We start from the raw sequence: 20,959 nt of genomic DNA, 5'->3' as shown, positions 1-20,959 counted from the left end.
ACTAAATGTGGCTGTATGTGATTCATAGCCGACAAAAGATCGTTTCGCTGCGTGCGTGATCTGTCCGCGTGTACGCCATCGAAGGGCCGTGTCACATGTCTGTGGCTGACCTGTCAGACGCCAAGCGAGAACTGCTCCGACGCAGGTTGCGGGCCCGCTCCGCACGCGATCCCATTCCCCGGCGCCCGGAGGGCGTCGAACCGCCGATGTCCCCGGCCCAGGAGCCGCTGTGGTTCATGGAGCAGTTCACGCCGGGCACCACCACCTACACCCTCGTGCTCGCCGTACGGCTACGTGAGCCGCTGGACGAGGACCGGCTGGCCCACGCGCTCGCCGCGCTGCCGGACCGGCACGAGGGCCTGCGCCAGCGGTTCCCCGCGACCGAGGAGGGCAGGCCCGCCGTCCACGTCGTGGACACGACGGAGGTGCCGCTGAACCGCACCACGGCGGTCACGGACGAGGAGGCGATCGCGCTCATCGGCGCCGAGACCGCCATCCCGCTGGACCTCGCCCGGGGCCCGCTGCTCAAGTGCGTCGTCGTGAGCAAGGGCGAGGACGAGCACATCGTCGCCCTGCTGGTGCACCACATCGTGGCCGACGGCCAGGCGCTGCACCTGCTCATGCGCGACCTGCTCGCGCTCTGCCGCGGCGAGGAGCCGCCCGCACCCGCCGTACGCTTCGGCGACATCGCCGTGTGGCAGCGTGAGCGGTCCCTCGACCGCGAGCTGACCTACTGGTGCGGGGAGCTGGCCGGGCTGCCGCGCCTCGAACTCCTGACGGACCGGCCCCGCCCGGCGCTTCAGACACTCGACGGCACGACCCACGTGCGCTCCCTCGCGCCGGATCTGATGGACGGCGTCGCCGCGCTGGGCAGGGACCACGGCGCGAGCACGTTCATGACCCTGCTGGCCGCTTACCAGGTCCTGCTCTCCCGGCTGACCGGCCAGGACGACTTCGCCGTCGGCGTGCCGGTGGCCGGGCGGAACAGACCAGAGTTCGAGGACGTCGTGGGCATGTTCGTCAACATGCTGGCGATACGGGCCCGGCTGGACGGCGAGCCCACGTTCGCCGAGCTGCTCGCCCGGACCAGGGACACGGTCCTCGCCGCGCTCGATCACGAGGAACTGCCCTTCGCCCAGCTCGTCGACGCCCTCGGCGTGCCGCGGGACACCAGCAGGCCGCCCCTGATCGACACGATCTGTTCGATGAACGAGTTCGCCCCCGGCGACGGCATCGAGGTCCTCGGGCTGGCCCCCACGTCGACCAGGCACGACGTGGAGCTGTACGCCGTGCCCACCGGCGACGGGGGCCTGCAGTGCGCGTTCACCTACCGGCCCGAGCTGTTCCGCGAGAGCACGATCGCCCGGATGGCCGGGCAGTTCGAGGACCTGCTGCGCGCGATCGTGCGCGACCCGCACGTCCCGATCAGCCGGCTGCCGCTGACGGGCGACGACGCGCTGATCGCCGGATGGAACGCGACCGGCGCGGACTACCCGGACACGGCCACCCTGCACGGCCTGATCGAGGAGCAGGTCGCCCGCACCCCCGAGGCCGTCGCGGTGACCTTCGACGGGCGGTCGTGGACCTACCGGCAGCTCGACGAGCGGGCCAACCGGATCGCGCACCGCCTCGTGGGGCTCGGCGTGGAGCCGGGCGGTCTGGTCGCGGTCTGCGCCGAACGCTCGCTCGACCTGGTGGCCGCGCTGCTCGGCGTGCTCAAGAGCGGCGCGGCGTACGTGCCGCTCGACCCCGGCTACCCCGCCGACCGGCTGGCGTTCATGCTGTCGGACTCGGGCGCGCCCGTCGTGCTGACCCAGCAGGACCTGGCCGAGCGGCTGGCCACCGGCGGCGCCGTCATCCTGCCGCTCGATCTGAACGCCGTATGGGACGGGCTGCCGGCGACCGCACCCGAGGCGAGAGGCGGGCCCGGCACGGCCGCCTACATGATCTACACCTCCGGCTCCACCGGCCGGCCGAAGGGCGTGCCCAACAGCCATCGCGGCATCGTCAACCGGCTCGACTGGATGCAGAAACGGTTCCGGCTCACCGGCGCCGACGTGGTGCTGCAGAAGACACCGGCCGGGTTCGACGTCTCGGTGTGGGAGTTCTTCTGGCCGCTGCTCACCGGCGCGCGGCTCGTGCTGGCCGAGCCCGGAGGCCACCGCGACCCCGCGTACCTGCGTGACCTGATCAACGCCGAGCGGGTGACCGTCCTGCACTTCGTGCCGTCCATGCTCGGCGCGTTCCTCGCCGAAGAGGGCGTGGAGACCTGCACCTCGCCGCGCGTCATCGTGTGCAGCGGGGAGGAACTGCCCGTCGACCTGGCCGAGCGCTGCCTGCGCACGCTCCCGGCCGAACTGCACAACCTGTACGGTCCCACCGAGGCGGCCGTCGACGTCTCCGCCTGGCAGTGCACGCCGTCCGCGCTGGCGGGCCGCGCGAGGGTGCCGATCGGCTCGCCCATCCAGAACATCACGCTGCACGTGCTCGACCGCCACGGCGAGCCCGTGCCCGTGGGGGTGCCCGGCGAGCTGTACATCGGCGGCGTGGGCGTCGCGCTCGGCTACCACGCCCGCCCGGAGCTGACCGCCGAGCGGTTCGCCGGAGGCCGCTACCGCACCGGCGACGCGGCCCGCCGGCTGCCGGACGGCACGATCGAGTTCCTGGGCCGCCTCGACGGCCAGGTCAAGCTGCGCGGCCTGCGCATCGAGCTCGGCGAGATCGAGGCCGTGCTCCGCGAGAAGGCCGGTGTGCGGGACGCCGCGGTGATCGTACGCGAGGACGTGCCCGGCGACCCCCGGCTGGTCGCCTACCTCACGGGCGACGACGTGCCCGAGCCGGCCCAGGTGCGGGCGGCGATCAGGGGCACGCTGCCGGAGTACATGCTGCCGTCGATGTTCGTCGCGCTCGACGCCCTTCCGCTCACGCCGAACGGCAAGCTCGACCGGGCCGCCCTGCCCGTCCCGCAGGTCCAGGCCGACGTGCCGTACGCCGAGCCGCAGACCGAGACCGAGCGGGCCGTCGCGGCCGTCTGGGCCGACGTGCTGGGGGCCGAGCGGATCGGGGCCGACGACGACTTCTTCGATCTCGGCGGCCACTCGCTGCTCGCCGTCCAGGTCGTCGCGAAGCTCCGCAGGGCGCTCCCCGCCGGATCCGCGCAGGTGGGGCTGGTGGACGTCTTCACCTACCGGACCGTGCGCGAACTGGCGGCCTACGCCGCTTCCGGTGAGGACGGCCCTCGCCCGCTGCTCCAGCGGCTCACCCCGGCACGTACGGCGAGCGTCACCTACGTGTGCGTGCCGTACGGGTCGGGCAGCGCCGTGGTCTACCAGCCGCTGGCCGACGCCCTGCCGGCCGGCCAGGCACTGTACGCGCTCGCGATCCCCGGCCACGACGTGGGCCTGGACGAGGAGCCGATGGAGTTCGCCGAGCTGGCCGCCCGCGCCACCGAGGAGATCCTCGCCATCGAGGGTCCCCTGGTGATCTACGGCCACTGCGGGGTCGGTGCCGCGCTCGCGGTCGAGCTGGCCACCAGGGTCGAGGCGACGGGCCGTGCCGTGGACGCCGCCTACGTCGGGGCGATCTTCCCGTTCGCCCGGCCGCGCGGGCTCATGCGCGCGCTGTCGAGAATCGGGGAGTTCGACCGCCTCCGCAGCAGCCAGACCGACATCAACCGTCTCAAGGCCCGTGGGGTGGATCTTGAGGAGCTCGATCCCGGCGTGGCCGACCGGATCATCCGCACGATGCGCCATGATTCCAAGGCCGCGGAGAAGTACTTCACCGGGCTGTTCGACGCGCCGGACCGGCCACGGTTACGCGCTCCGATCATCTCGGTGATCGGCGAGCGCGACCCCGCCACCGACTTCTACGCGGAGCGCTACCGCGAGTGGGGCTTCCTCACCGAGGTCACGGCGCTCGTCGTGCTGGACGAGGGCGGCCACTACTTCCTGCGCTACCGCGCGGAGGAACTGGCCGCCGCCCTGCGCACCCACACCCACCTGGAGGTCTCCGACCGCTCGGGCAACCCCTCGTGGTGGGTGCACGCGGTCTCGCGCGGGTCCGCCCCGCCCGGGTCCGACGAGCAGGGCGTGCGGCCCAGCATGGGCCGCTTCCTCACGATCTCCGCCGGGCAGCAGCTCTCGATGATCGGTTCGGCCCTCACCGGGTGGGCCCTGCCGCTGACCGTCCTCATGGACTCCGGCTCGATCGGGCAGTTCTCCACGCTGGCCGTGCTCAACCTGGCCGGGCTGCTGATCTCCCCGCTGGCCGGGGCGATCGTGGACCGGGCGGACCGGCGTCGCGTGATGCTGTTCGCCGACTGCGCCTCGGCCGGGATCCAGGCCGTGCTGGCCGGGCTGCTCCTGTTCGGCGACATACGGATCTGGCAGATCTACCTGCTGATCGTCAGCCTGTCGGTGGCGGCGACCTTCCAGCGGCTGGCCTACCAGTCGGCGGTGCCGCAACTCGTCCCCAAGCACTATCTCGGTCACGCCATCGGCGTCACCCAGATGACCAACGGCGTCGCGCAGCTCGTCGTCCCCCTCGTCGCGGCCGGGTTGCTGGCCTGGATCGGGCTCGGCGGCATCGTGGCGATCGACGTGGCGAGTTACGCGTTCGCCATCGTCACGGTGCTGCTGGTCCGCTTCCCCGACACGCTTCCCTGGCGGCCGCGCGAGCCGCTGGGCACGGAGATCGCCCAGGGCTTCACGTACACGTGGCACGACCGGGGCCTGCGCTCGACGCTGGTGTTCTTCGCCGTGCTCAACGTGTTCCTGTCCCCGCTGCTCCTGCTGGTCTCGCCGCTGGTGCTCTCCTTCGCCACGCTCAAGGACGTCAGCGTCGTCTCGCTGGTGTCCGGGCTCGGCGTCCTGCTCGGCGGGCTGACCATGTCGCTGTGGGGCGGCCCGCGCCGCGGGCGGTTCCGCGGTGTGCTGGCCTTCGCCGTGGCCATCGCGGCGGGCGCCGTCGTCACCGGCCTCGCTCCGTCGCTCGCCGTGGTCGGCGTGGGGGCGTTCGCGCTCAGCTACTTCCTCACGCTGATGAACGGCATCTACGTCACGATCGTGCAGATCAAGGTGCCCGCGCGGTTCCACGGACGGGTCTTCGCGCTCAACACGCTGGTCGCCTGGTCGACGCTGCCCGTCGGCATCGGCCTGGTCGCCCCGCTCGGCACCGCGCTGTTCGACCCGATGCTGGCCCCGGGAGGGGCGCTCGCCTCCACCGTGGGCGCCCTGATCGGGGTGGGCCCCGGCCGTGGGATCGCCTTCCTCTATCTGGTGTGCGCGCTGGGCATGGTCCTCGTGGCGGCCGGCGCCCTGCGGGTGAGGCGGCTGGCCCGCCTCGACACCGAGATGCCGGACGCGCTGCCCGACGACCTCGTCGGGGTCGAGGCCATCAAGCGTCGCGCCGCCGCATAGTTAGAGGCGCCGGGTCAGCGCGTCGAGGTTGGCCTCGACCCAGCGGAGCCGGGCGAGCGTGCCGGTGGGCTCGTTCCGCCCGGCTCCGTCGAGGAAGGCCAGATAACCGCGCACCCAGCCGCCGAAGACCCAGGGCTCCGCCGGGATGTCGCCGCCGGCTTTGCGGTAGCCGTACACGGCGGCGTCGAATCGGTCGAGGTCGGCGCTCCCGTCGAGGCGGGCCGCCCAGTCGAGGGCCATGCCCGCGGCCTCCTGCTCGGCGACGTACGGACCGGCGGTGTCCCAGTCGATGATCGCCAGGCTGCCGTCGAACCGGAGCAGGGCGTTCTTCGGGTGCAGGTCGCCGTGGGACATGGTCAGGGTGCCCACGCCGGCCGGTCGCGCGGTCGCGGCCGCGAGGCCGGCCAGTCCGTACGCCGGATCCGTGGCCGGGTGGCCGGAAGGGTCCGCCCGCGGCGGTTCCTGAGGGGCGATGTCACGACCGGCCGTGTGTACGGCGGCCACCAGCTCGCCCATCGCTTCCGACAGCTCGGGGCTGAGATCGCCGAGGGCGGGCGCCTTCCCGTCGAGCCAGCGGTGCACCCGGACGCAGCCGTCCCCGACGGGGACCACGTACGCTCCTGTCGCGGGCGACGGGACCGGCTCGGGCACCGGGAGGCCCGCCCGCCAGGCGGAGACCTCGATCTCCACGGCGGGCGCGGCCGACGGCGGCAGCCGCTTCACGGCGTACGCGCCGGTGATCGTGTCGAGCCGCCACACCTCGTTGTGGTAGTAGCCGGCCACCCGCAGCCCCCGCGTCACCGCCAGGCCGAGGCCGAACGCGTCACACACCCCGCTGATATCGAGATCCATCCGCACATTCTCCGCGCTCGGGGAGGATGCGGGAAGGTCCTGGCCGCCCGCCTACGGCTGATGACCGGCGCAGGGCCCGCGCGCCCGCTGGGCTCAGCGCTCGACGATCTCGTTCTTCCCGATCACGACGACACCGCTGCGGGTCACCGCGAAACGCTGGCGGTCGTACTCCGGGTCGAAGCCGATCCGGGCGCCGTCGGGGATGACCACGTTCTTGTCGATGATGGCCTTGCGGACGATCGCGCCCCTGCCGATCTTGACCGAGCCCATCAGCACCGAGTCCTCGACGTGCGAATGGGAGTGCAGCACCACGCCGGGGGACAGGATCGAGCGCAGCGCGGTGCCGCCCGACACGATCACGCCGGGCGACACGAGCGAATCCAGCGCGTGCCCCACCCGGTCGCCCTCGTTGTGCACGAACTTCGCCGGCGGCAGGGGATCGTTGCCGGTGTAGATCGGCCACCGGTCGTTGTAGAGGTTGAAGACCGGCTGCACCGAGATGAGGTCCATGTTGGCCTCGTAGTAGGCGTCGAGCGTCCCCACGTCGCGCCAGTAGCCCCGGTCGCGCTCCGTGGAGCCGGGCACCACGTTGTTCGCGAAGTCGTACACCTCGGCGCCGCCGCTCTTGACGAACATCGGGATGATGTTGCCGCCGAGGTCGTGCCTGCTGCTGGGGTCGAGGGCGTCCTCGCGCACGGCCTCGATGAGGGCCTGGGTCTTGAAGACGTAGTTGCCCATCGAGGCGAAGATCTGGTCGGGCGCGTCGGGCAGGCCCACCGCGTCCTTCGGCTTCTCGCGGAACGCGACGATCCTGCGGCCCGAGGGGTCCGCCTCGATGACCCCGAACTGGTCGGCCAGTTCGAGCGGCTGGCGGATCGCGGCGACGGTCACGTCCGCGCCCGAGTCGATGTGCTGGTCGACCATCTGGCGGGGATCCATCCGGTAGATGTGGTCCGCGCCGAAGACGATCACGTGGTCGGGCATCTCGTCGTAGATCAGGTTGAGGTTCTGGAACAGCGCGTCGGCCGATCCGGCGAACCAGTGCGGCCCGAGCCGCTGCTGCGCGGGCACGGGGGTCACGTAGTTGCCGAGCATCGACGACAGCCGCCACGTCCGGGAGATGTGCCGGTCCAGGCTGTGGTTCTTGTACTGCGTCAGCACCACGATCTGCCAGTAGTGCGCGTTCGCCAGGTTCGACAGTACGAAGTCGATGAGCCGGTAGATGCCGCCGAAGGGCACGGCGGGCTTGGCCCGGTCCGCGGTGAGCGGCATCAGCCGCTTGCCCTCTCCACCCGCAAGCACGATCGCCAGGACCTTCATAGGCAGGACCTTAACCCGCGAAATGGCTAACAAACACCAGGGACACCGGCAAACAGTGCGGATCGGGGACTCTAAGCTCACTCGTATGCGTGTCGATCTGCTGAGCCGCGAGTATCCGCCCGAGGTGTACGGCGGCGCCGGAGTCCATGTCGAGTACCTCGCGCGGGAGCTTCGCGGGCTGGCCGACGTACGGGTTCGCTGTTTCGGCGCCCCGCGCGAGGAGCCCGGCGTGCGGGCCTACCCGGTCCCCGGGGGCCTGTCCGGCGCGAACGCCGCCCTGCAGGTGCTCGGGGTCGACGTCGAGATGGCGGCCGGCTGCGAGGGCGCCGACGTCGTGCACAGCCACACCTGGTACGCGAACTTCGCCGGTCACGTCGCGAAGATGCTGTACGGCGTGCCGCACGTGATGACCACGCACAGCCTGGAGCCGCTGCGCCCGTGGAAGGCCGAGCAGCTCGGCGGCGGCTACACGCTCTCGTCGTGGGCGGAGCGGACCGCGCTCCACGCGGCCGACGCGATCATCGCGGTGTCGGAGGGCATGCGGCGCGACGTGCTCACGGCCTACCCGGAGGTCCCCGCCGACCGCGTGCGAGTGATCCACAACGGCATCGACACGGAGGAGTACGCGCCGTCCCGGGGCACCGAGGCCCTGGTGAAGCACGGCATCGACCCGGCCGTGCCGTACGTCGTCTTCGTGGGGCGGATCACCCGGCAGAAGGGCCTAGTGCACCTGCTCCACGCGGCCCGGTCGTTCGACCCGGCGGCGCAGCTCGTGCTGTGCGCGGGCGCGCCCGACACGCCGGAGATCGCCGAGGAGGTCACGGCGCTCGTGCGCGAGCTGTCGGCCTCCCGCAAGGGCGTGGTGTGGATCTCCGAGATGCTGCCCAGGCCCGAGGTGATCCAGATCCTCACGCACGCCACCGTGTTCGTGTGCCCCTCGGTCTACGAGCCGATGGGCATCGTGAACCTGGAGGCGATGGCGTGCGAGACCGCCGTCGTCGCGACCGCGACCGGAGGCATCCCCGAGGTCGTCGCCGACGGCGAGACGGGCCTGCTCGTCCCGATCGACCAGGGCGCGGACGGCGAGCCGCACGACCCGGAGGCGTTCGCCGCGGCGCTGGCCGAGCGGGTGAACGCGGTGCTCGGCGATCCGGGCCTCGCGGCCGCGATGGGCGAGGCCGGGCGCGTGCGCGCGATCGACCACTTCTCCTGGCGGCGGATCGCCGAGCGCACCCACGAGCTCTACGCGTCGCTCACCCGACCGGGGACGAGCTCGGGATGATCATGGTGACGCCCGGGTGCGCGCCCGGCCGGGTCAGCGCGTCCGGCGCGTCGTCCAGGCCGACGGTGCGGGTGACCAGCAGATCGGGGCGGAGCACGCCCGCCGCGATCAGCTCAAGCATCGGCGGGTAGGCGTGGGCGGCCATGCCGTGGCTGCCCGCGATCTCCAGCTCGTGCGCGATGACCCGGCCCATCGGCAGGGCCGTCCGCCCGGGGAGCAGGCCCACCTGCACGTGGCGGCCCCGCCTGCGCAGGCTGCCGATCGACGCGGCGCAGGTGGCGGGGTCGCCCAGCGCGTCGAGGGAGACGTGGGCGCCGCCGCCCCCGGTGGCCGCCCTGACCCGCGCGGCCGCCTCCTCGGGAGAACCGTCCTCGCCGGCCAGGACGCACTCGGCCGCGCCGAACCGCCGGGCCAGGTCGAGCGCCGCGGGCGACACGTCGACCGCGACGACCCGCGCCCCGATGGCGGCGCCGATCATCACGGCCGACAGGCCGACCCCGCCGCAGCCGTGCACGGCGAGCCACTGGCCCGCCCGCACCCGCCCCTGCTCGACGACCGCGCGGAACGCGGTGGCGAAGCGGCAGCCCAGGCTCGCCGCCGTGGCGAACGCCATGCCGTCCGGCAGCCGCACGAGGTTCACGTCGGCGTGGTCGATCGCCACCAGTTCGGCGAACGACCCCCAGTGGGTGAAGCCGGGCTGCGTCTGGCGCTCGCACACCTGCTGGTTGCCGGTCGTGCACTCGCGGCAGCTGCCGCAGGCGCAGATGAACGGCACCATCACCCGGTCGCCCGGCCGCCAGTCGCGCACCCCCGGGCCGGCCGAGTCGACCACACCCGCCAGCTCGTGCCCGGGCACGTGGGGCAGCACGGTGATGTCCGCGTCGTGGCCCATCCATCCGTGCCAGTCGCTGCGGCACGCCCCGGTCGCCTCGACCCTGATCACGACGCCGTCCGGCGGCGCCACCGGGTCCGCCACCTCGCGCACCTCGGCCCGCCCGCCGAACTCCTCGTACACAACCGCGCGCATGTCACGCTCCTTTCCCAGGCCGTACGCTAATCGGGTGATTGCGATCGATCGGGTGCGGATGGCCTTCACCGACCGGCACGGCGGCGTGAGCGCCGAGCCCTACGGAACCCGCAACCTCGGCGGGGCGGTGGGGGACGACCCGGCGGCGGTCGCCGAGAACCGGGCGAAGACGGCCGCGGAGTTCGGGCTCGACCGGGTGGTCTTCATGCGCCAGGTCCACGGGACCGACGTCGCCTACGTGGAGGAGCCGTTCGGGGAGGAACCGCCCGCGCTGGACGGGGTGTTCACCGGCCGTCCCGGGCTTGGCCTGGCGGTCCTGGTCGCCGACTGTGCGCCCGTGCTGGTGGCCGATCCGGTGGCCGGACTGGTCGGCGGCGCGCACTCGGGGCGGCCGGGCACGGAGGCGGGCGTGGTCCCCGCCCTGGTCGAGGCGATGGCCGCGCGGGGCGCACGGCCGGATCGGATGACGGCCGTGATCGGGCCGTCGGCCTGCGGTCTGTGCTACGAGGTGCCGGAGGACCTGTGCGAGCGCGTCGCGGCCCGCGTGCCCGAGACCCGGTCGCGGACCCGGCACGGCACGCCCGCGCTCGACATCCGGGCCGGGATCGCGGCCCAGCTCGCCCGGGCCGGCGTCGCCGACGTCCGGCACGACGACCGCTGCACGATCGAGACGGCCGACCTCTACTCCTACCGGCGGGAGCAGCGCACCGGCCGCTTCGCCGGCTACGTCTGGCTCACCGGCGCCTGACACCGCTCCGCCTGACACCGCTCCGCCTGGGACTGTTCGTTCCGCCTCCGGAGGCGCCTCAGGCCCGGGCCCGCGGTTCCAGCCCGGCGTACGCCTTACGGAGCAGCGCGTGCAGGGTCGCCCGCTCGTCCTCGTCCAGCGCGGCCAGCAGGTCGTCTCGGACCTCGCCCGCCTCGCGCAGGGCCGCCTCCAGCGTGGCCCGGCCCTCGGGGCTGACGGCGACCCGGTATCGCCGCCGGTCCTCGGAGTCGCGCTCGCGCTCCACGAGGCCGAGCGGCACGAGCGTGTCCATCACCGTCACGAGGTCGCTGGGGTCGATGCCCAGCCGGGCGCCGAGCTCGCGCTGGGACGCCGGGCCGAAGTCGCGCAGCGCGGCCAGCACGGCCATGTCCCACAGGCCGATGCCGTGCCCGCGCAGCCGGTCGCCCATGCGGCGTCGCCCGGCGACGCCGACCTTCGAGAGCAGGAACGCGGTGATCCCGAGCAGGGACGGGGGAAGTTGCGGCACGTCGCTCACGAGAGCAGGATAGGGCATAACCAATCGTTGGCCTTTACCAAGGGATTTCCATGGACGCTCTCTATCCTCGCGTGCTCGCCTCCCGGTTCGCCGAGTGCTTCCGCTTCTACGACGGCCTGCTCACCGCGGTGGCGGGCGCGCACCTCGTCAAGGGCGCGGAGACGGGGCCGTACGCCAACTGGGACCGGGACGCGGAGGCGGTGCTGGCCCTGCTCGACCGCGAGATGCTCGCGAAGGTCGCCGGCGTTGACCTCGACGGCGGACGCGACGGGACGATGCTGGTCCTGACCGTGGACGACGTCGACCGCGCCGCCGCCGTGGGGGCCGCCCACGGCGGCCGGGTCGTGGCGCCGCCGAGCGCCCGGCCCGAATGGGGGCCGACCTGCCGCACCGCCCACCTGCGCGACCCCGACGGCAACCTGCTGGAGCTCCAGTCCTACTAGACCTGTTGCCGGGCGCGACTTCTGCGTGTCCGTGCCTTGCGAGGGGCTTGCGGCGGTTGCGGAAAGCCTGCGGCAAGGGAGGTGCAGGCGAGCGGGCCTATCACTGAGGTGCACGGCCCCGGCGGCGACGGCCGGACCGGGACCGCCAACCAGCACCCTCATCCCGCAGCAGCACAGGAGACTGTCATGAAGCGCACCCTGCTCGGTCTGGCCGCCGCCGCGATCGCCGGTCTGGCCGTCACCGTCCCCGCCACGCTCATGGCTGGCCCGGCCTCCGCCGGCGGCGACTTCGGCCCCGACACCTGCCAGGAGGGCTACGTCTGGCGCGAGGCCCGCTCCGGCGACGTCGTCTGCGTGACGCCCGCGACCCGCACGCAGACCAAGGCCGACAACGCCGCCAGGGCCTCGCGCTGGACCTCCGGCCCGTTCGGCCCCCACACCTGCGTCAACGGGTACGTCTGGCGCGAGGCGTTCGCCGGCGACGACGTGTGCGTCACCCCCGCCGTACGCGGGCAGGCCAAGGCCGACAACGCCAAGGCGGCCGACCGCAGGGTCTCGGCCCGGCTGTGGATCAGCCGTTACACCGTGCCGCCCGTGGACAACGGCGACGGCACCGCGACCAGCACCTCGGTCGACGACATCCCGCGCCTCAAGCTCAACGGCGACCACTACAACGTCGGCCAGGTCAGGCTCTACATCCGCTACAACACCGGCAGGCTCTACTGGAGCGGCACGGTGAGCGCGAGCGCGCACAGCGGCTACGCCGGCGGCAGCTTCGGCAAGAAGACCGGCGTGTTCGACTGCTCCGGAGGCGGCAAGGCGGCCAACGCCTACGCGCAGGCCCAGGACGTCGTGTCCGGCCGGTGGTCGCCCCGCCTTCCCGTACGCGTCGGCTGCGCCGTCCTCTGACGGCAGGCCCGCGACGACGGCACGGAAGACCAGCACGGAGGACCAGCACGGAGGACCGGCCCGGTCGGGCCGGTCCTCCGGCGCGTCACCGGGAAGTCTCCGCGCAGGTCAGTGGATCTTTTGACCGGCCTGGCGTTCCAAGCATCGTGATCGGGGTAGTCGGTGGGCCTGCGGGAACCGCCGGAGGCCCGCCCGCGACCCGGCCCCGGCGGTCCCCACCCCCTGACGACGTGAGGACTGACATGGGAACCGCGACCCCGGTGCCGGAGACCAGGAGCATGAGCGGCGACGAACTGTCGGCCGACGACGCCTACGCCGCCATGCGACGGTACGGCGGTTGGCACCTCATCCGTGACGCGTACGTCCGGTTCAGATACGGCGACGGCACGAGCAACGCCCGCTCCCTCGCCTTCCAGACCTGTCTCGCGATCATTCCGGGCGCGATCGCCATCGTGGGCCTGAGTTCGGTGCTGCACCAGGAACGCTTCGGCCGGCTCCTCGAGCTCACCCTGCGGCAGTTGACCCCCGGTGCGGGCTCACAGGTGATCCAGGAGACGCTCGACCAGAGCCACCACGCCTCGGACGCGGGAGGGAAGCTGGCCCTGTGGCTCGGCCTGCTGACCGCGCTGGTGTCGCTGACCACCGCCATGGGCCAGTTCGAACGCGGGGCCAACCGCATCTACGGGATCGAGCGCGACCGCCCCTTCGCGGCCAAGTACGGCAGGGCGCTGCTGATGGCCGTCACGGCGGGGCTGTTCATGAGCGTCGGCTTCGTCATCCTGGTCGGCGGAGGCGCGGTCGGCGAGGCCGCGGCGCACGCCTACGGCTGGAGCGACACGACCCAGCGGCTGTGGGGCTGGCTGCGCTGGCCGATCGGCTTCCTGCTCGCCGTCCTGTCGATCTCGGTGCTGTTCCGCGCCTCGCCCCGGCGCAGGCAGCCGGGCCACACCTGGCTCGCCGTCGGGGCCACGGTCGCCGTGCTGCTGTGGACGCTGCTCACCTGGCTGCTCGCGCTCTACACCGCCAGCAGCCACACCTTCGGCGCGACGTACGGCCCGCTGACGGCGGTCATGGCGCTGCTGCTGTGGTCGTTCCTCAGCTCGATGGCGCTCTTCCTCGGGCTCTCCTTCTCGGCGCAGCTGGAGGCCTGCCGGGCGGGCCGCGGCGAGCCGGCCGCACCCGACCCCGGCCCCGCCCCGGCCTCGCCGCGGGAGCGGCAGCCGATCGGGAGCGGCCGATGAGCTGGTGGCGCAGGCGGCTCGACCCCGGACACGGACTGGGCCTGCGGCTCACGGTGGCGACGGCGGCACTGGCGCTGATCGTGGTGCCGTTCACGGTGCTGCTGGTCTTCGTCAAGACCTCCTTCGGCCCGCTCACCGAGATCGACCAGGGCGCGGCGTGGGACCTGCACGCCTTTGCGATCGGCGATCCCGGCTTCGCCCGGCTCATGGAACTGATCAGCGACGTCTTCGCACCGCTGACCTGGCGGATCGCGGTCGGCGCCGCGGTCGCCTGGCTGGTCTGGCGCCGCGCCTATCACCTCGCCCTGTGGGCGGCCACCACGATCGCGGTCGGCGGCCTGCTCGGCCTGGCCCTGAAAGTCATCGTCGCGCGGGCCCGGCCCAGCCTGCCGGACCCCGTCGCCATCGCGCCCGGCGCGTCGTTCCCCTCGGGGCACACGGTCAACGCCGTGCTCGGCGCCGGGGTCCTGCTGCTGCTCGTCCTGCCCCTCGTGCGGGGACGCGGGCGGGTGCTCGCCTGGACGCTCGCCGTGCTGATCCCGCTCGCGGTCGGCTTCAGCCGGATCGCGCTCGGCGTGCACTGGTTCAGCGACGTGGTGGGCGGGCTGGTGTTCGGCGTGGCCGTGGTGGCCGCCACGGCCGCCGCCTTCGAGACCTGGCGCCGCCGCGACATGGGCCGACGACCGGCCCAGCCGTTACGCGAAGGCGTCGGGCCCGAGACGAAGAGGGAGATCACCCCCCAAGGAGGACGAATTGGACGCCGTTCGTAGTCGTGGCACGGCCCGGAGCGCCCCGACGTCCCCGAGGCCCACTCGACGAGCAGTGGCCGCGGAGACGGCGCGGAGGATCCTGCTCCCGCTCGCGCTCATGGCCCTGGTGACACTCGGGCTCGGCCTGTTGCTCACGAAGGTCCTGGAGCACTCGACGCTCGTCGCGCAGGACGAGGCGGTCAGCCGCGAGATCGCCCAGGAGCGCACGCCGTTCTGGAACGAGGTGACCCACTACGGCTCGATGCTGTCCGACACTCCTGTGATCATCGTGGTAACGACGATCATGGCGATTCTCTTCCGGGTCGTCTACAGGCGCTGGCGGGAGTCGGTCTTCCTGGTGGCCGCCGTCTGCGCCCAGTCGGCGATCTTCCTGCTGGCGACCGTGTTCGCGCAGCGGGCCCGCCCGCACGTGCCGCACCTCGACCCCGCGCCGCCCACGTCCAGCTATCCGTCGGGGCACACCAGCGCCGCCGTGGCCTTCTACTGCGGCACCGCGCTCGTGCTCACGCTGCACACGCACCGCCACACGATCCTCAAGGCGCTGTGGTGGCTGCTCGGCGCGGGCGCGGCCCTGGCGGTCGGCCTGGCCAGGCTCTACCGAGGCATGCACCATCTGACCGACGTGAGCTGGGGCTACGTGCTCGGGATCTTCTGCGTGGTCGTGCTCGCCCAGGCCCTGCTGCTGCGGCCGATCATGGCGACGCGGCACGGCACGCCGAAGAAGCGGGCCGCACGCGGGGCCGCGCTGACCTGACCAGGCTCACGCGGCCACCCCGGCTCACGCGGCCACGAAGCTCACGGCCACAGAGGCTCACACGGCCCCCGGCCCATAGGCCACGCCTCATCGGCCGCCGGCTCGAAGGCGAGCCGGTGGCCGTGGTGGTCAGGCGGAAAGGCCGGTGAGACGGCAGGCGTCCGCCCAGCGCGCGGGATCGACCGCGGCGGGGGCGGGTCCGGCGGCGGTCACCGTCGCGGGCTCCGCGGCGGTCCCGGCGCCGGGTCGTGCGCCGGTTCCCGAGACGGGACGAAGCAGAGCCCAGCACTCGTCGATCGCGTCGGCCAGCAAATCGCGCAGCAGCGGATCGGGGTCGGACACGCACGCCTGAGCGATGCCCCGCACCGCGAGCTGCACCGTGTTGGGCGCGGCGTACCTGCGGAAGCCCTTGGGCGAGATCCGCACGCCGCGCCCGAAGGTGTAGGCCCAGCGGGCGGCGTCCGGCACCTGGTCCAGCGCCTGCCTGCTGCGCTCGTCCAGGTAGCCGGCGCGGCGGCCCTCCATCTCGGCGAGCACGTGCTCGCCCGACAGGATCGAGACCGCCATCGCGAGCTGGCGCTCGTGCGCGACGACCGGCAGCGCGGCCCTGGCCGCGCACAGGGCGATCCGCGCGTCGAGGCGCGGATCGTCGCCCGTCAGGCCGATCACCGACGGGATCAGCTCGGCCAGTCGAGGCCGGGCGGCGTCGGAGGTGTGGTCGTTGACGAGGCGGGCGAGCCCGGCGAGCAGCGGGTGTGTACACGACGGATGGTCGCTCCACCGCTCACCTGCGAGGTAGGACGCGAACTCCATGAAGCAGGCGCCCTTGCTGGGATTGCGATGCTTGCCACGAGAGAGCATGGGCATCGCTGGAGGCATCTGACCGTGCACGAGCTACTCCACGCTGAATCGCCTGTTGTGTCCCTTTCAGTGTGCGCCCGTTATCGGACGTTGAGAAGAAGGCTTACCTCGACTTGCCCAACGCATGCCGGGACGCGTCAGCGACGGCCACGCGACGGCCATGCGGCCGTCACAGGAACGCGGCGGTAATCGGGAACGGAACGTCTGCCTGTGGTCGTCCGGGTCGCGGAGCCGAGCCGGAGGCCGGCCGAGACCGGGAACCAGGCCGTCGGCGCCTCGGCCGCCGAAAAACGGCGCACCGAGCGCGACGACGTCCGGATTGGAAAAACAGAGGTGGAGACGGGATTTGAACCCGTGTACGCGGCTTTGCAGGCCGCTGCCTCGCCTCTCGGCCACTCCACCAGAGCGAGGCCCGCAGTTGTGACCTCTCGGAGCGGAAGACGGGATTCGAACCCGCGACCCTCACCTTGGCAAGGTGATGCTCTACCACTGAGCCACTTCCGCGTCCGCCTTGCGGCGACGTGGCTACTGTACCGGGTTTTCGGCTGCGGTGTGTACTCGGAACGACGCTGCGGTCGTGTGATCAGAACGGCCGGGCGGTCGGTCTGCGGAACACGCGGTCGGCTCCCCGCTCGATCGCGGGCAGGGTCAGGAAGATCTCCAGGATGCGGGTGAGCCGGTGCACCTCGTTGCGGTGGAAGTCCGGCCCCTCCGCCCTGGCCAGCATCAGCGACAGCGCCAGCGGCGGCAGCGGCGCGACGATCACGTGCAGGCCGGACGGCAGCGTGGCGGCCGTCGGCCGGGGCGGGGTCTCCTCGGGGAACGGGATGTCCTCGGGCGCCCGCCAGCTCGCGTACACGGCCACGCGCGGGTCCTTCTCGGTCGCCGCCGCCGCCCAGTCGGCGCTGAACAGCACCGGCATGGAGTCGATCAGCGTGCCGAGCGCGCGGTCGCCCGCCGTGGTGAGGAACTTCAGGATCTCCAGCTCCGGATAGGTGCCGGGTGCCTCCCTGGTGCCCCAGATGCCCTCGATCCTGACCTCGTCCACGCCTTCCAGGGCCCGTACGAGGTCCTCGCGGGGGGCGGCGTCGGGCCAGTAGACGGTGAAGTCGTCGAGGGCGCGGCCGTCGCCCCGATCGAGCACCGTCACCTGCGTGATGTCGGCGCCCGCGGACCCCAGGATCCCGGTCACCTGGCTCAGCGAGCCCGGCCGATCCGGCAAGGCGATTCTCAGCCGTAGCAGCATGACGACCTCCCCCACCGTTGGTCCAGGTCAGATTAACCGGGGCAAAACCCTCACGTCCATGATCTTGTACGGCTCACCGCCCGCAGCGGGGAGAATGAACACGTGAAAGTCGGCGCGCTCGAGGTCTGGCCCCCGGTGGTGCTCGCTCCCATGGCGGGCATCACGAACATCGGTTTCCGCAGGTTGTGCCGGGAACAGGGCGGCGGCCTGTTCGTGTCCGAGATGATCACTTCGCGCGCGCTGGTCGAGCGGGTGCCGCTGACGTTCCAGATGATCCGGTTCGGCGCGGACGAGTCCCCGCGCAGCATCCAGCTGTACGGAGTCGATCCGGCCGTCATCGGCAAGGCCGCGCGGATGATCGCCGAGGAGGACCTGGCCGACCACATCGACCTGAACTTCGGCTGTCCCGTGCCCAAGGTCACCCGCAGGGGCGGCGGGTCGGCCCTGCCGTACAAGCGCAACCTGCTGCGCGCCATCCTGCGCGAGGCGGTGGCCGGCGCCGGGCCGCTGCCGGTCACGATGAAGATGCGGATGGGCATCGACGAGGACCACCTGACCTACGTCGAGGCCGGCCGCATCGCCGTGGAGGAGGGCCTGGCCGCCGTCGCCCTGCACGCCCGCACGGCCCGTCAGCACTACGGCGGCACCGCGCACTGGGACGCGATCAAGCGGCTGAAGGACGCGGTGCCGGAGATCCCGGTGCTCGGCAACGGCGACATCTGGAGCGCCGACGACGCGCTGCGCATGGTCGCGGAGACCGGCTGCGACGGAGTGGTGATCGGGCGGGGCTGCCTGGGGCGTCCATGGCTGTTCCGCGACCTCGACCTGGCGTTCCGGGGCTCGGCCGAGCGCGTCCGGCCCCGCCTGGGAGAGGTCGGCGCGATGATGCTGCGCCACGCCGAGCTGTTGTGCGAGGTCATCGGCAGCGAGCCGCACGGACTCGCCGACTTCCGCAAGCACGTCGGCTGGTATCTCAAGGGCTTCGTCGTCGGAGCCGAGACCCGACGCGCCCTCACCTCGGTCGCCCGGCTGTCGGAGATGGCCGAGCGGGTGGCCGAGCTCGACGCGGACCAGCCGTGGCCGGAAGAGGCCGACGGCCCGCGCGGCAAGAGCGGCGAGAGGTCGAAGGTGTCGCTGCCGCACGGCTGGCTCGACGACCCCGACGACATGACGATCCCCGGCGCCGGAGCCGAGGACCCCACCTCCGGCGGCTGACGCGTCCACGGCGCCCGCGCCTCGGCTCGGGGACGGCCTCGCCGCGCTCAGGCGACGCCCTACGCCCCGTCCAGCAGGCCCGACCTCCACTGATCCTCAGGGAGTTCCACGCTATGCACTCTCGTGAGGCGGCGGGCGGCCCCGGAAACGGGCGGGCCGGGAGTGCGACACCGGCGCGTAGGCTCGGGGCATGGCGAACGCGATCATCACGGCCCGGGGGGTCGGGCTGGACCTGGGCGGAGTGCCCGTGCTGCGCGACGTCGATCTCACCGCCGCTCCGGGCGAGATCGTCGCGGTCATGGGGGAGAACGGCGCCGGGAAGTCGACGCTGCTGCGCTGCCTGGCCGGTCTGCACCCCTCGCCGCGCGGTGAGATCGACGTACTCGGCGGGCCGCCGGCGGACCTGCCGGACTTCTGGCGACGGGTCGTGCAGGCCGGCGACGAGCCCGCCTGGTATCCGGGCCTGAGCGTCCGCGAACACCTGGAGCTGATGAGGGCCGTCCAGCAGGACGCCCGCCTGACGGTCGACGAGGCGCTGGAGACCTTCGAGCTGACCGCCCGGGCCGATCTGGCCCCGTTGTCGCTGTCCACCGGTCAGCGGCAGCGGCTGTCGCTGGCGATGGCGCTGCTCAGGCCCAGCCGCCTGCTCCTGCTCGACGAGCCGGAGCGCGGCCTGGACTCCGGGTTCAGGCAGCGCCTCGCGGAGATCCTGCGCGGCTACGCCGCCGAGGGCGGCACGGTCGTGATGGCCACCCACGACGCGCGGCTGGCGCGGGACGCGGGAGCCCGCGTGATCACGCTGAGGGCGGCGTCGTGATCTCCGCGAGCGCCCGGACGCACCCCGCTTTCGCCTACCTTCGCGCCCGCCGGGCGCGTCCCGCGACCTGGTCGGACCGCTACACCAGTGTCTTCGGTCTGCTCGTCGCCGCCGCGGTGCTCGGCCGCCCGGTCGCGGAGGCGCTGGCCGGGCTGGCCCATGACGCCGACCCCGCGCGGCTCGGCCCCGGTCTCGCGCTGGTCGCCGCGGCCTACGCGGGCTTCCTCGCCTTGGCCCGGGCGCTCGGGCCCGTCGTGCTGCCCGCCGCCGACGCCGCGTGGCTGGTGACGTCGCCGCTGCCCCGCAGGGCCGTGCTCGGCCGTACGGCGCTGCTCCTGCTGGCGGCGGCGGTGCTGGTCGGAGCGGCGCTCGGGCTGACCGCGCTGTCGGTGTTCGGAGCCCCCGGCCAGCTCGGTGTGCGTCTCGCGGCGGCGCTGGTGCTCGGCGTCACGGCGGGCGTGGGCGGCATGGCGGCCGCGGTGCTCGGCCAGCAGTCCCCGGCGTCGGACGCCCGGCTGCAACTCCTGATCGCCGGGGCCCTTTCCGCGGCCGTGCTCGCGGCCGTCCTCGGCGCGGGCCCCGCCCGCCGGATCCTCGCCGCCGTCGCCGAGGCGCCCGCGTCCCTGGGCGCGGCGGTCGCGGGCGTCGCCTCCGTCGTGGCCGCCTTCCTCGTACGGCGGGCCTGGGTGGCGCTCGACCGCATCCCCGCCCGCAGGATCCTGGCCTCCTCGACCAGGACGGCGCGGGTGACCTCGGCGGCCACCACCCTGGACCCCGGGATGCTCACCTGGGTCGCGGAGGAGTCCCACTGGCGCGGCCGTGCACTGCGGTCCCGCCCCTGGCCCCGTCTCGTGTCGCGGCTCGGCGCCGCGCCCGCGCTGGCATGGCAGGAGTGGCTGCGGGTGGGCCGGCGGCCGGGCCGCCTGGCGGCGCTGCTCGGTGCGGCGGCCCTGCCCGCCGTCTGCGCGAACGCCACCGGAGGCGGGTCAGGGCCGGTCGCCGCGATGCTGCTGTGCGGGGCGCTGACCGCGGCCGCGATGTGCACCGGAGGGGTCCGGCGCGACGGCGGAGACCCGGCCCTGGCGCGGATGCTGGCCGTGGACGGCAGGGCCGCGACGGCCGCCCGCGCGGTGCTGCCCGCGCTGCTGGCCGCCTCCTGGTCGGCGCTCGCCCTCGCGGGCCTCCAGGCCGCCGGAACGCTGCCGGCGGGGGCCTGGTGGGCGCTCGGGCCGGCCGCCGCTCCCGCGCTCGCCGCGGGCGCGCTGCGGATGGCCCGGCGGCGGCCCGTCGACCATTCCATGCCGGTCATCGACACCCCGGGCGGAGCGGTGCCGACGGGACCGCTGATCTGGGCGTTGACCGGCGTGGACCTCGCGCTGCTCGGGGCCCTGCCCGCGCTCGCGGCGCTGGTGTCGCGGCCCGCCTCGGTGGCGCCGTACGTCGCCGCGCAGTTGGTCGCCGGCGCCGCGGTGCTCGCCGCCTACATCCTGCGGAGGAGCCGCGAGAACCGCCCATGAACGTGGGCCGGGGTCGCCCTCGG

Annotated in this window: 17 protein-coding genes and 2 tRNA genes; 11 read left to right on the top strand and 8 right to left on the bottom strand. The window is 73.1% G+C overall.

Going from position 1 to position 20,959, the window contains the following annotated elements; genetic code table 11:
• The first annotated feature begins 95 nt into the window (after positions 1–95).
• Positions 96–5,417, top strand: coding sequence for a non-ribosomal peptide synthetase/MFS transporter (locus ACIBK1_RS08545; protein ID WP_030505130.1), 5,322 nt, complete (start codon positions 96–98; stop codon positions 5,415–5,417).
• Here ACIBK1_RS08545 and ACIBK1_RS08540 read toward each other — a convergent pair whose 3' ends face one another.
• A complete protein-coding gene (locus tag ACIBK1_RS08540) occupies positions 5,418–6,269 on the bottom strand; it encodes a phosphotransferase enzyme family protein (protein ID WP_030505129.1) in 852 nt (283 codons plus the stop codon).
• A 93-nt stretch (positions 6,270–6,362) separates the two neighbouring features.
• A complete protein-coding gene (gene glgC / locus ACIBK1_RS08535) occupies positions 6,363–7,670 on the bottom strand; it encodes a glucose-1-phosphate adenylyltransferase (protein ID WP_269321749.1) in 1,308 nt (435 codons plus the stop codon).
• A gap of 4 nt (positions 7,671–7,674) precedes the next feature.
• Between glgC and glgA the strand changes: the two genes are divergently transcribed.
• A complete protein-coding gene (gene glgA, locus ACIBK1_RS08530) occupies positions 7,675–8,871 on the top strand; it encodes a glycogen synthase (RefSeq protein ID WP_396733477.1) in 1,197 nt (398 codons plus the stop codon).
• Here the strand turns inward: glgA and ACIBK1_RS08525 are convergent.
• Positions 8,843–9,898 carry a zinc-dependent alcohol dehydrogenase family protein gene (locus ACIBK1_RS08525; protein ID WP_396733474.1) on the bottom strand — a complete coding sequence of 352 codons (1,056 nt, stop codon included), beginning with the start codon at positions 9,896–9,898 and terminating at the stop codon, positions 8,843–8,845. The genes glgA and ACIBK1_RS08525 overlap by 29 nt on opposite strands.
• A gap of 58 nt (positions 9,899–9,956) precedes the next feature.
• Between ACIBK1_RS08525 and pgeF the strand changes: the two genes are divergently transcribed.
• Complete coding sequence (gene pgeF, locus ACIBK1_RS08520; RefSeq protein WP_363537911.1) at positions 9,957–10,646, top strand: peptidoglycan editing factor PgeF; 690 nt, start codon at positions 9,957–9,959, stop codon at positions 10,644–10,646.
• 58 nt (positions 10,647–10,704) lie between these two features.
• Here the strand turns inward: pgeF and ACIBK1_RS08515 are convergent, their stop codons facing one another.
• On the bottom strand, positions 10,705–11,163 hold the full coding sequence (locus tag ACIBK1_RS08515; protein ID WP_204053555.1) for a MarR family transcriptional regulator: 459 nt from the start codon (positions 11,161–11,163) through the stop codon (positions 10,705–10,707).
• A 50-nt stretch (positions 11,164–11,213) separates the two neighbouring features.
• Here ACIBK1_RS08515 and ACIBK1_RS08510 point away from each other — a divergent pair, with 50 nt between their 5' ends.
• The 5 genes from ACIBK1_RS08510 (at position 11,214) to ACIBK1_RS08490 (ending at position 15,280) form a co-directional block, all read left to right on the top strand.
• Complete coding sequence (locus ACIBK1_RS08510) at positions 11,214–11,606, top strand: VOC family protein (RefSeq protein WP_030505123.1); 393 nt, start codon at positions 11,214–11,216, stop codon at positions 11,604–11,606.
• A 186-nt stretch (positions 11,607–11,792) separates the two neighbouring features.
• Positions 11,793–12,515: a hypothetical protein gene (locus tag ACIBK1_RS08505; protein WP_051761092.1), complete on the top strand. Its 723-nt coding sequence runs from the start codon at positions 11,793–11,795 to the stop codon at positions 12,513–12,515.
• 242 nt (positions 12,516–12,757) lie between these two features.
• Positions 12,758–13,756 (top strand): YihY/virulence factor BrkB family protein, encoded by a 999-nt coding sequence (locus ACIBK1_RS08500; RefSeq protein WP_396733470.1) that lies wholly within the window; start codon positions 12,758–12,760, stop codon positions 13,754–13,756.
• On the top strand, positions 13,753–14,526 hold the full coding sequence (locus ACIBK1_RS08495) for a phosphatase PAP2 family protein (RefSeq protein ID WP_396733467.1): 774 nt from the start codon (positions 13,753–13,755) through the stop codon (positions 14,524–14,526). The genes ACIBK1_RS08500 and ACIBK1_RS08495 overlap by 4 nt, the downstream gene beginning before the upstream one ends.
• A 52-nt stretch (positions 14,527–14,578) precedes the next feature.
• Positions 14,579–15,280, top strand: a complete 702-nt coding sequence (locus ACIBK1_RS08490) for a phosphatase PAP2 family protein (protein WP_396733464.1) — start codon at positions 14,579–14,581, stop codon at positions 15,278–15,280.
• Between the two features lie 129 nt (positions 15,281–15,409).
• On the opposite strand, the gene ACIBK1_RS08485 is transcribed toward ACIBK1_RS08490, so the two are convergent.
• The 4 genes from ACIBK1_RS08485 to ACIBK1_RS08470 all read right to left on the bottom strand — a co-directional run bounded on the left by ACIBK1_RS08485 (position 15,410) and on the right by ACIBK1_RS08470 (position 17,387).
• Complete coding sequence (locus tag ACIBK1_RS08485) at positions 15,410–16,147, bottom strand: hypothetical protein (protein WP_396733461.1); 738 nt, start codon at positions 16,145–16,147, stop codon at positions 15,410–15,412.
• Positions 16,148–16,472: 325 nt separating this feature from the next.
• Positions 16,473–16,543: transfer RNA gene (locus ACIBK1_RS08480), tRNA-Cys, on the bottom strand.
• Positions 16,544–16,573: 30 nt separating this feature from the next.
• Positions 16,574–16,645 (bottom strand) — tRNA-Gly (locus tag ACIBK1_RS08475).
• A gap of 79 nt (positions 16,646–16,724) precedes the next feature.
• The gene (locus ACIBK1_RS08470) at positions 16,725–17,387 is read right to left on the bottom strand and encodes an ACT domain-containing protein (RefSeq protein WP_143734110.1); all 663 of its coding nucleotides are present in this window, start codon (positions 17,385–17,387) and stop codon (positions 16,725–16,727) included.
• 102 nt (positions 17,388–17,489) lie between these two features.
• On the opposite strand from ACIBK1_RS08470, the gene dusB reads away from it, so the two are divergent.
• The 3 genes from dusB to ACIBK1_RS08455 all read left to right on the top strand — a co-directional run bounded on the left by dusB (position 17,490) and on the right by ACIBK1_RS08455 (position 20,936).
• Positions 17,490–18,602: a tRNA dihydrouridine synthase DusB gene (gene dusB / locus ACIBK1_RS08465; protein WP_030505116.1), complete on the top strand. Its 1,113-nt coding sequence runs from the start codon at positions 17,490–17,492 to the stop codon at positions 18,600–18,602.
• Between the two features lie 190 nt (positions 18,603–18,792).
• The gene (ccmA, locus tag ACIBK1_RS08460; RefSeq protein ID WP_030505115.1) at positions 18,793–19,419 is read left to right on the top strand and encodes a heme ABC exporter ATP-binding protein CcmA; all 627 of its coding nucleotides are present in this window, start codon (positions 18,793–18,795) and stop codon (positions 19,417–19,419) included.
• A complete protein-coding gene (locus tag ACIBK1_RS08455) occupies positions 19,416–20,936 on the top strand; it encodes a DUF6297 family protein (protein WP_396733458.1) in 1,521 nt (506 codons plus the stop codon). Before ccmA ends, ACIBK1_RS08455 begins: the two co-directional genes overlap by 4 nt.
• The last annotated feature ends 23 nt before the right edge of the window (positions 20,937–20,959 follow it).

The organism is Microbispora rosea, from assembly GCF_044460045.1.
Classification (GTDB): Bacteria; Actinomycetota; Actinomycetes; order Streptosporangiales; family Streptosporangiaceae; genus Microbispora; species Microbispora rosea.
The sequence above is the reverse complement of the archived record's forward strand: the minus strand, read 5'-3'. Positions and strand labels throughout refer to the sequence as shown.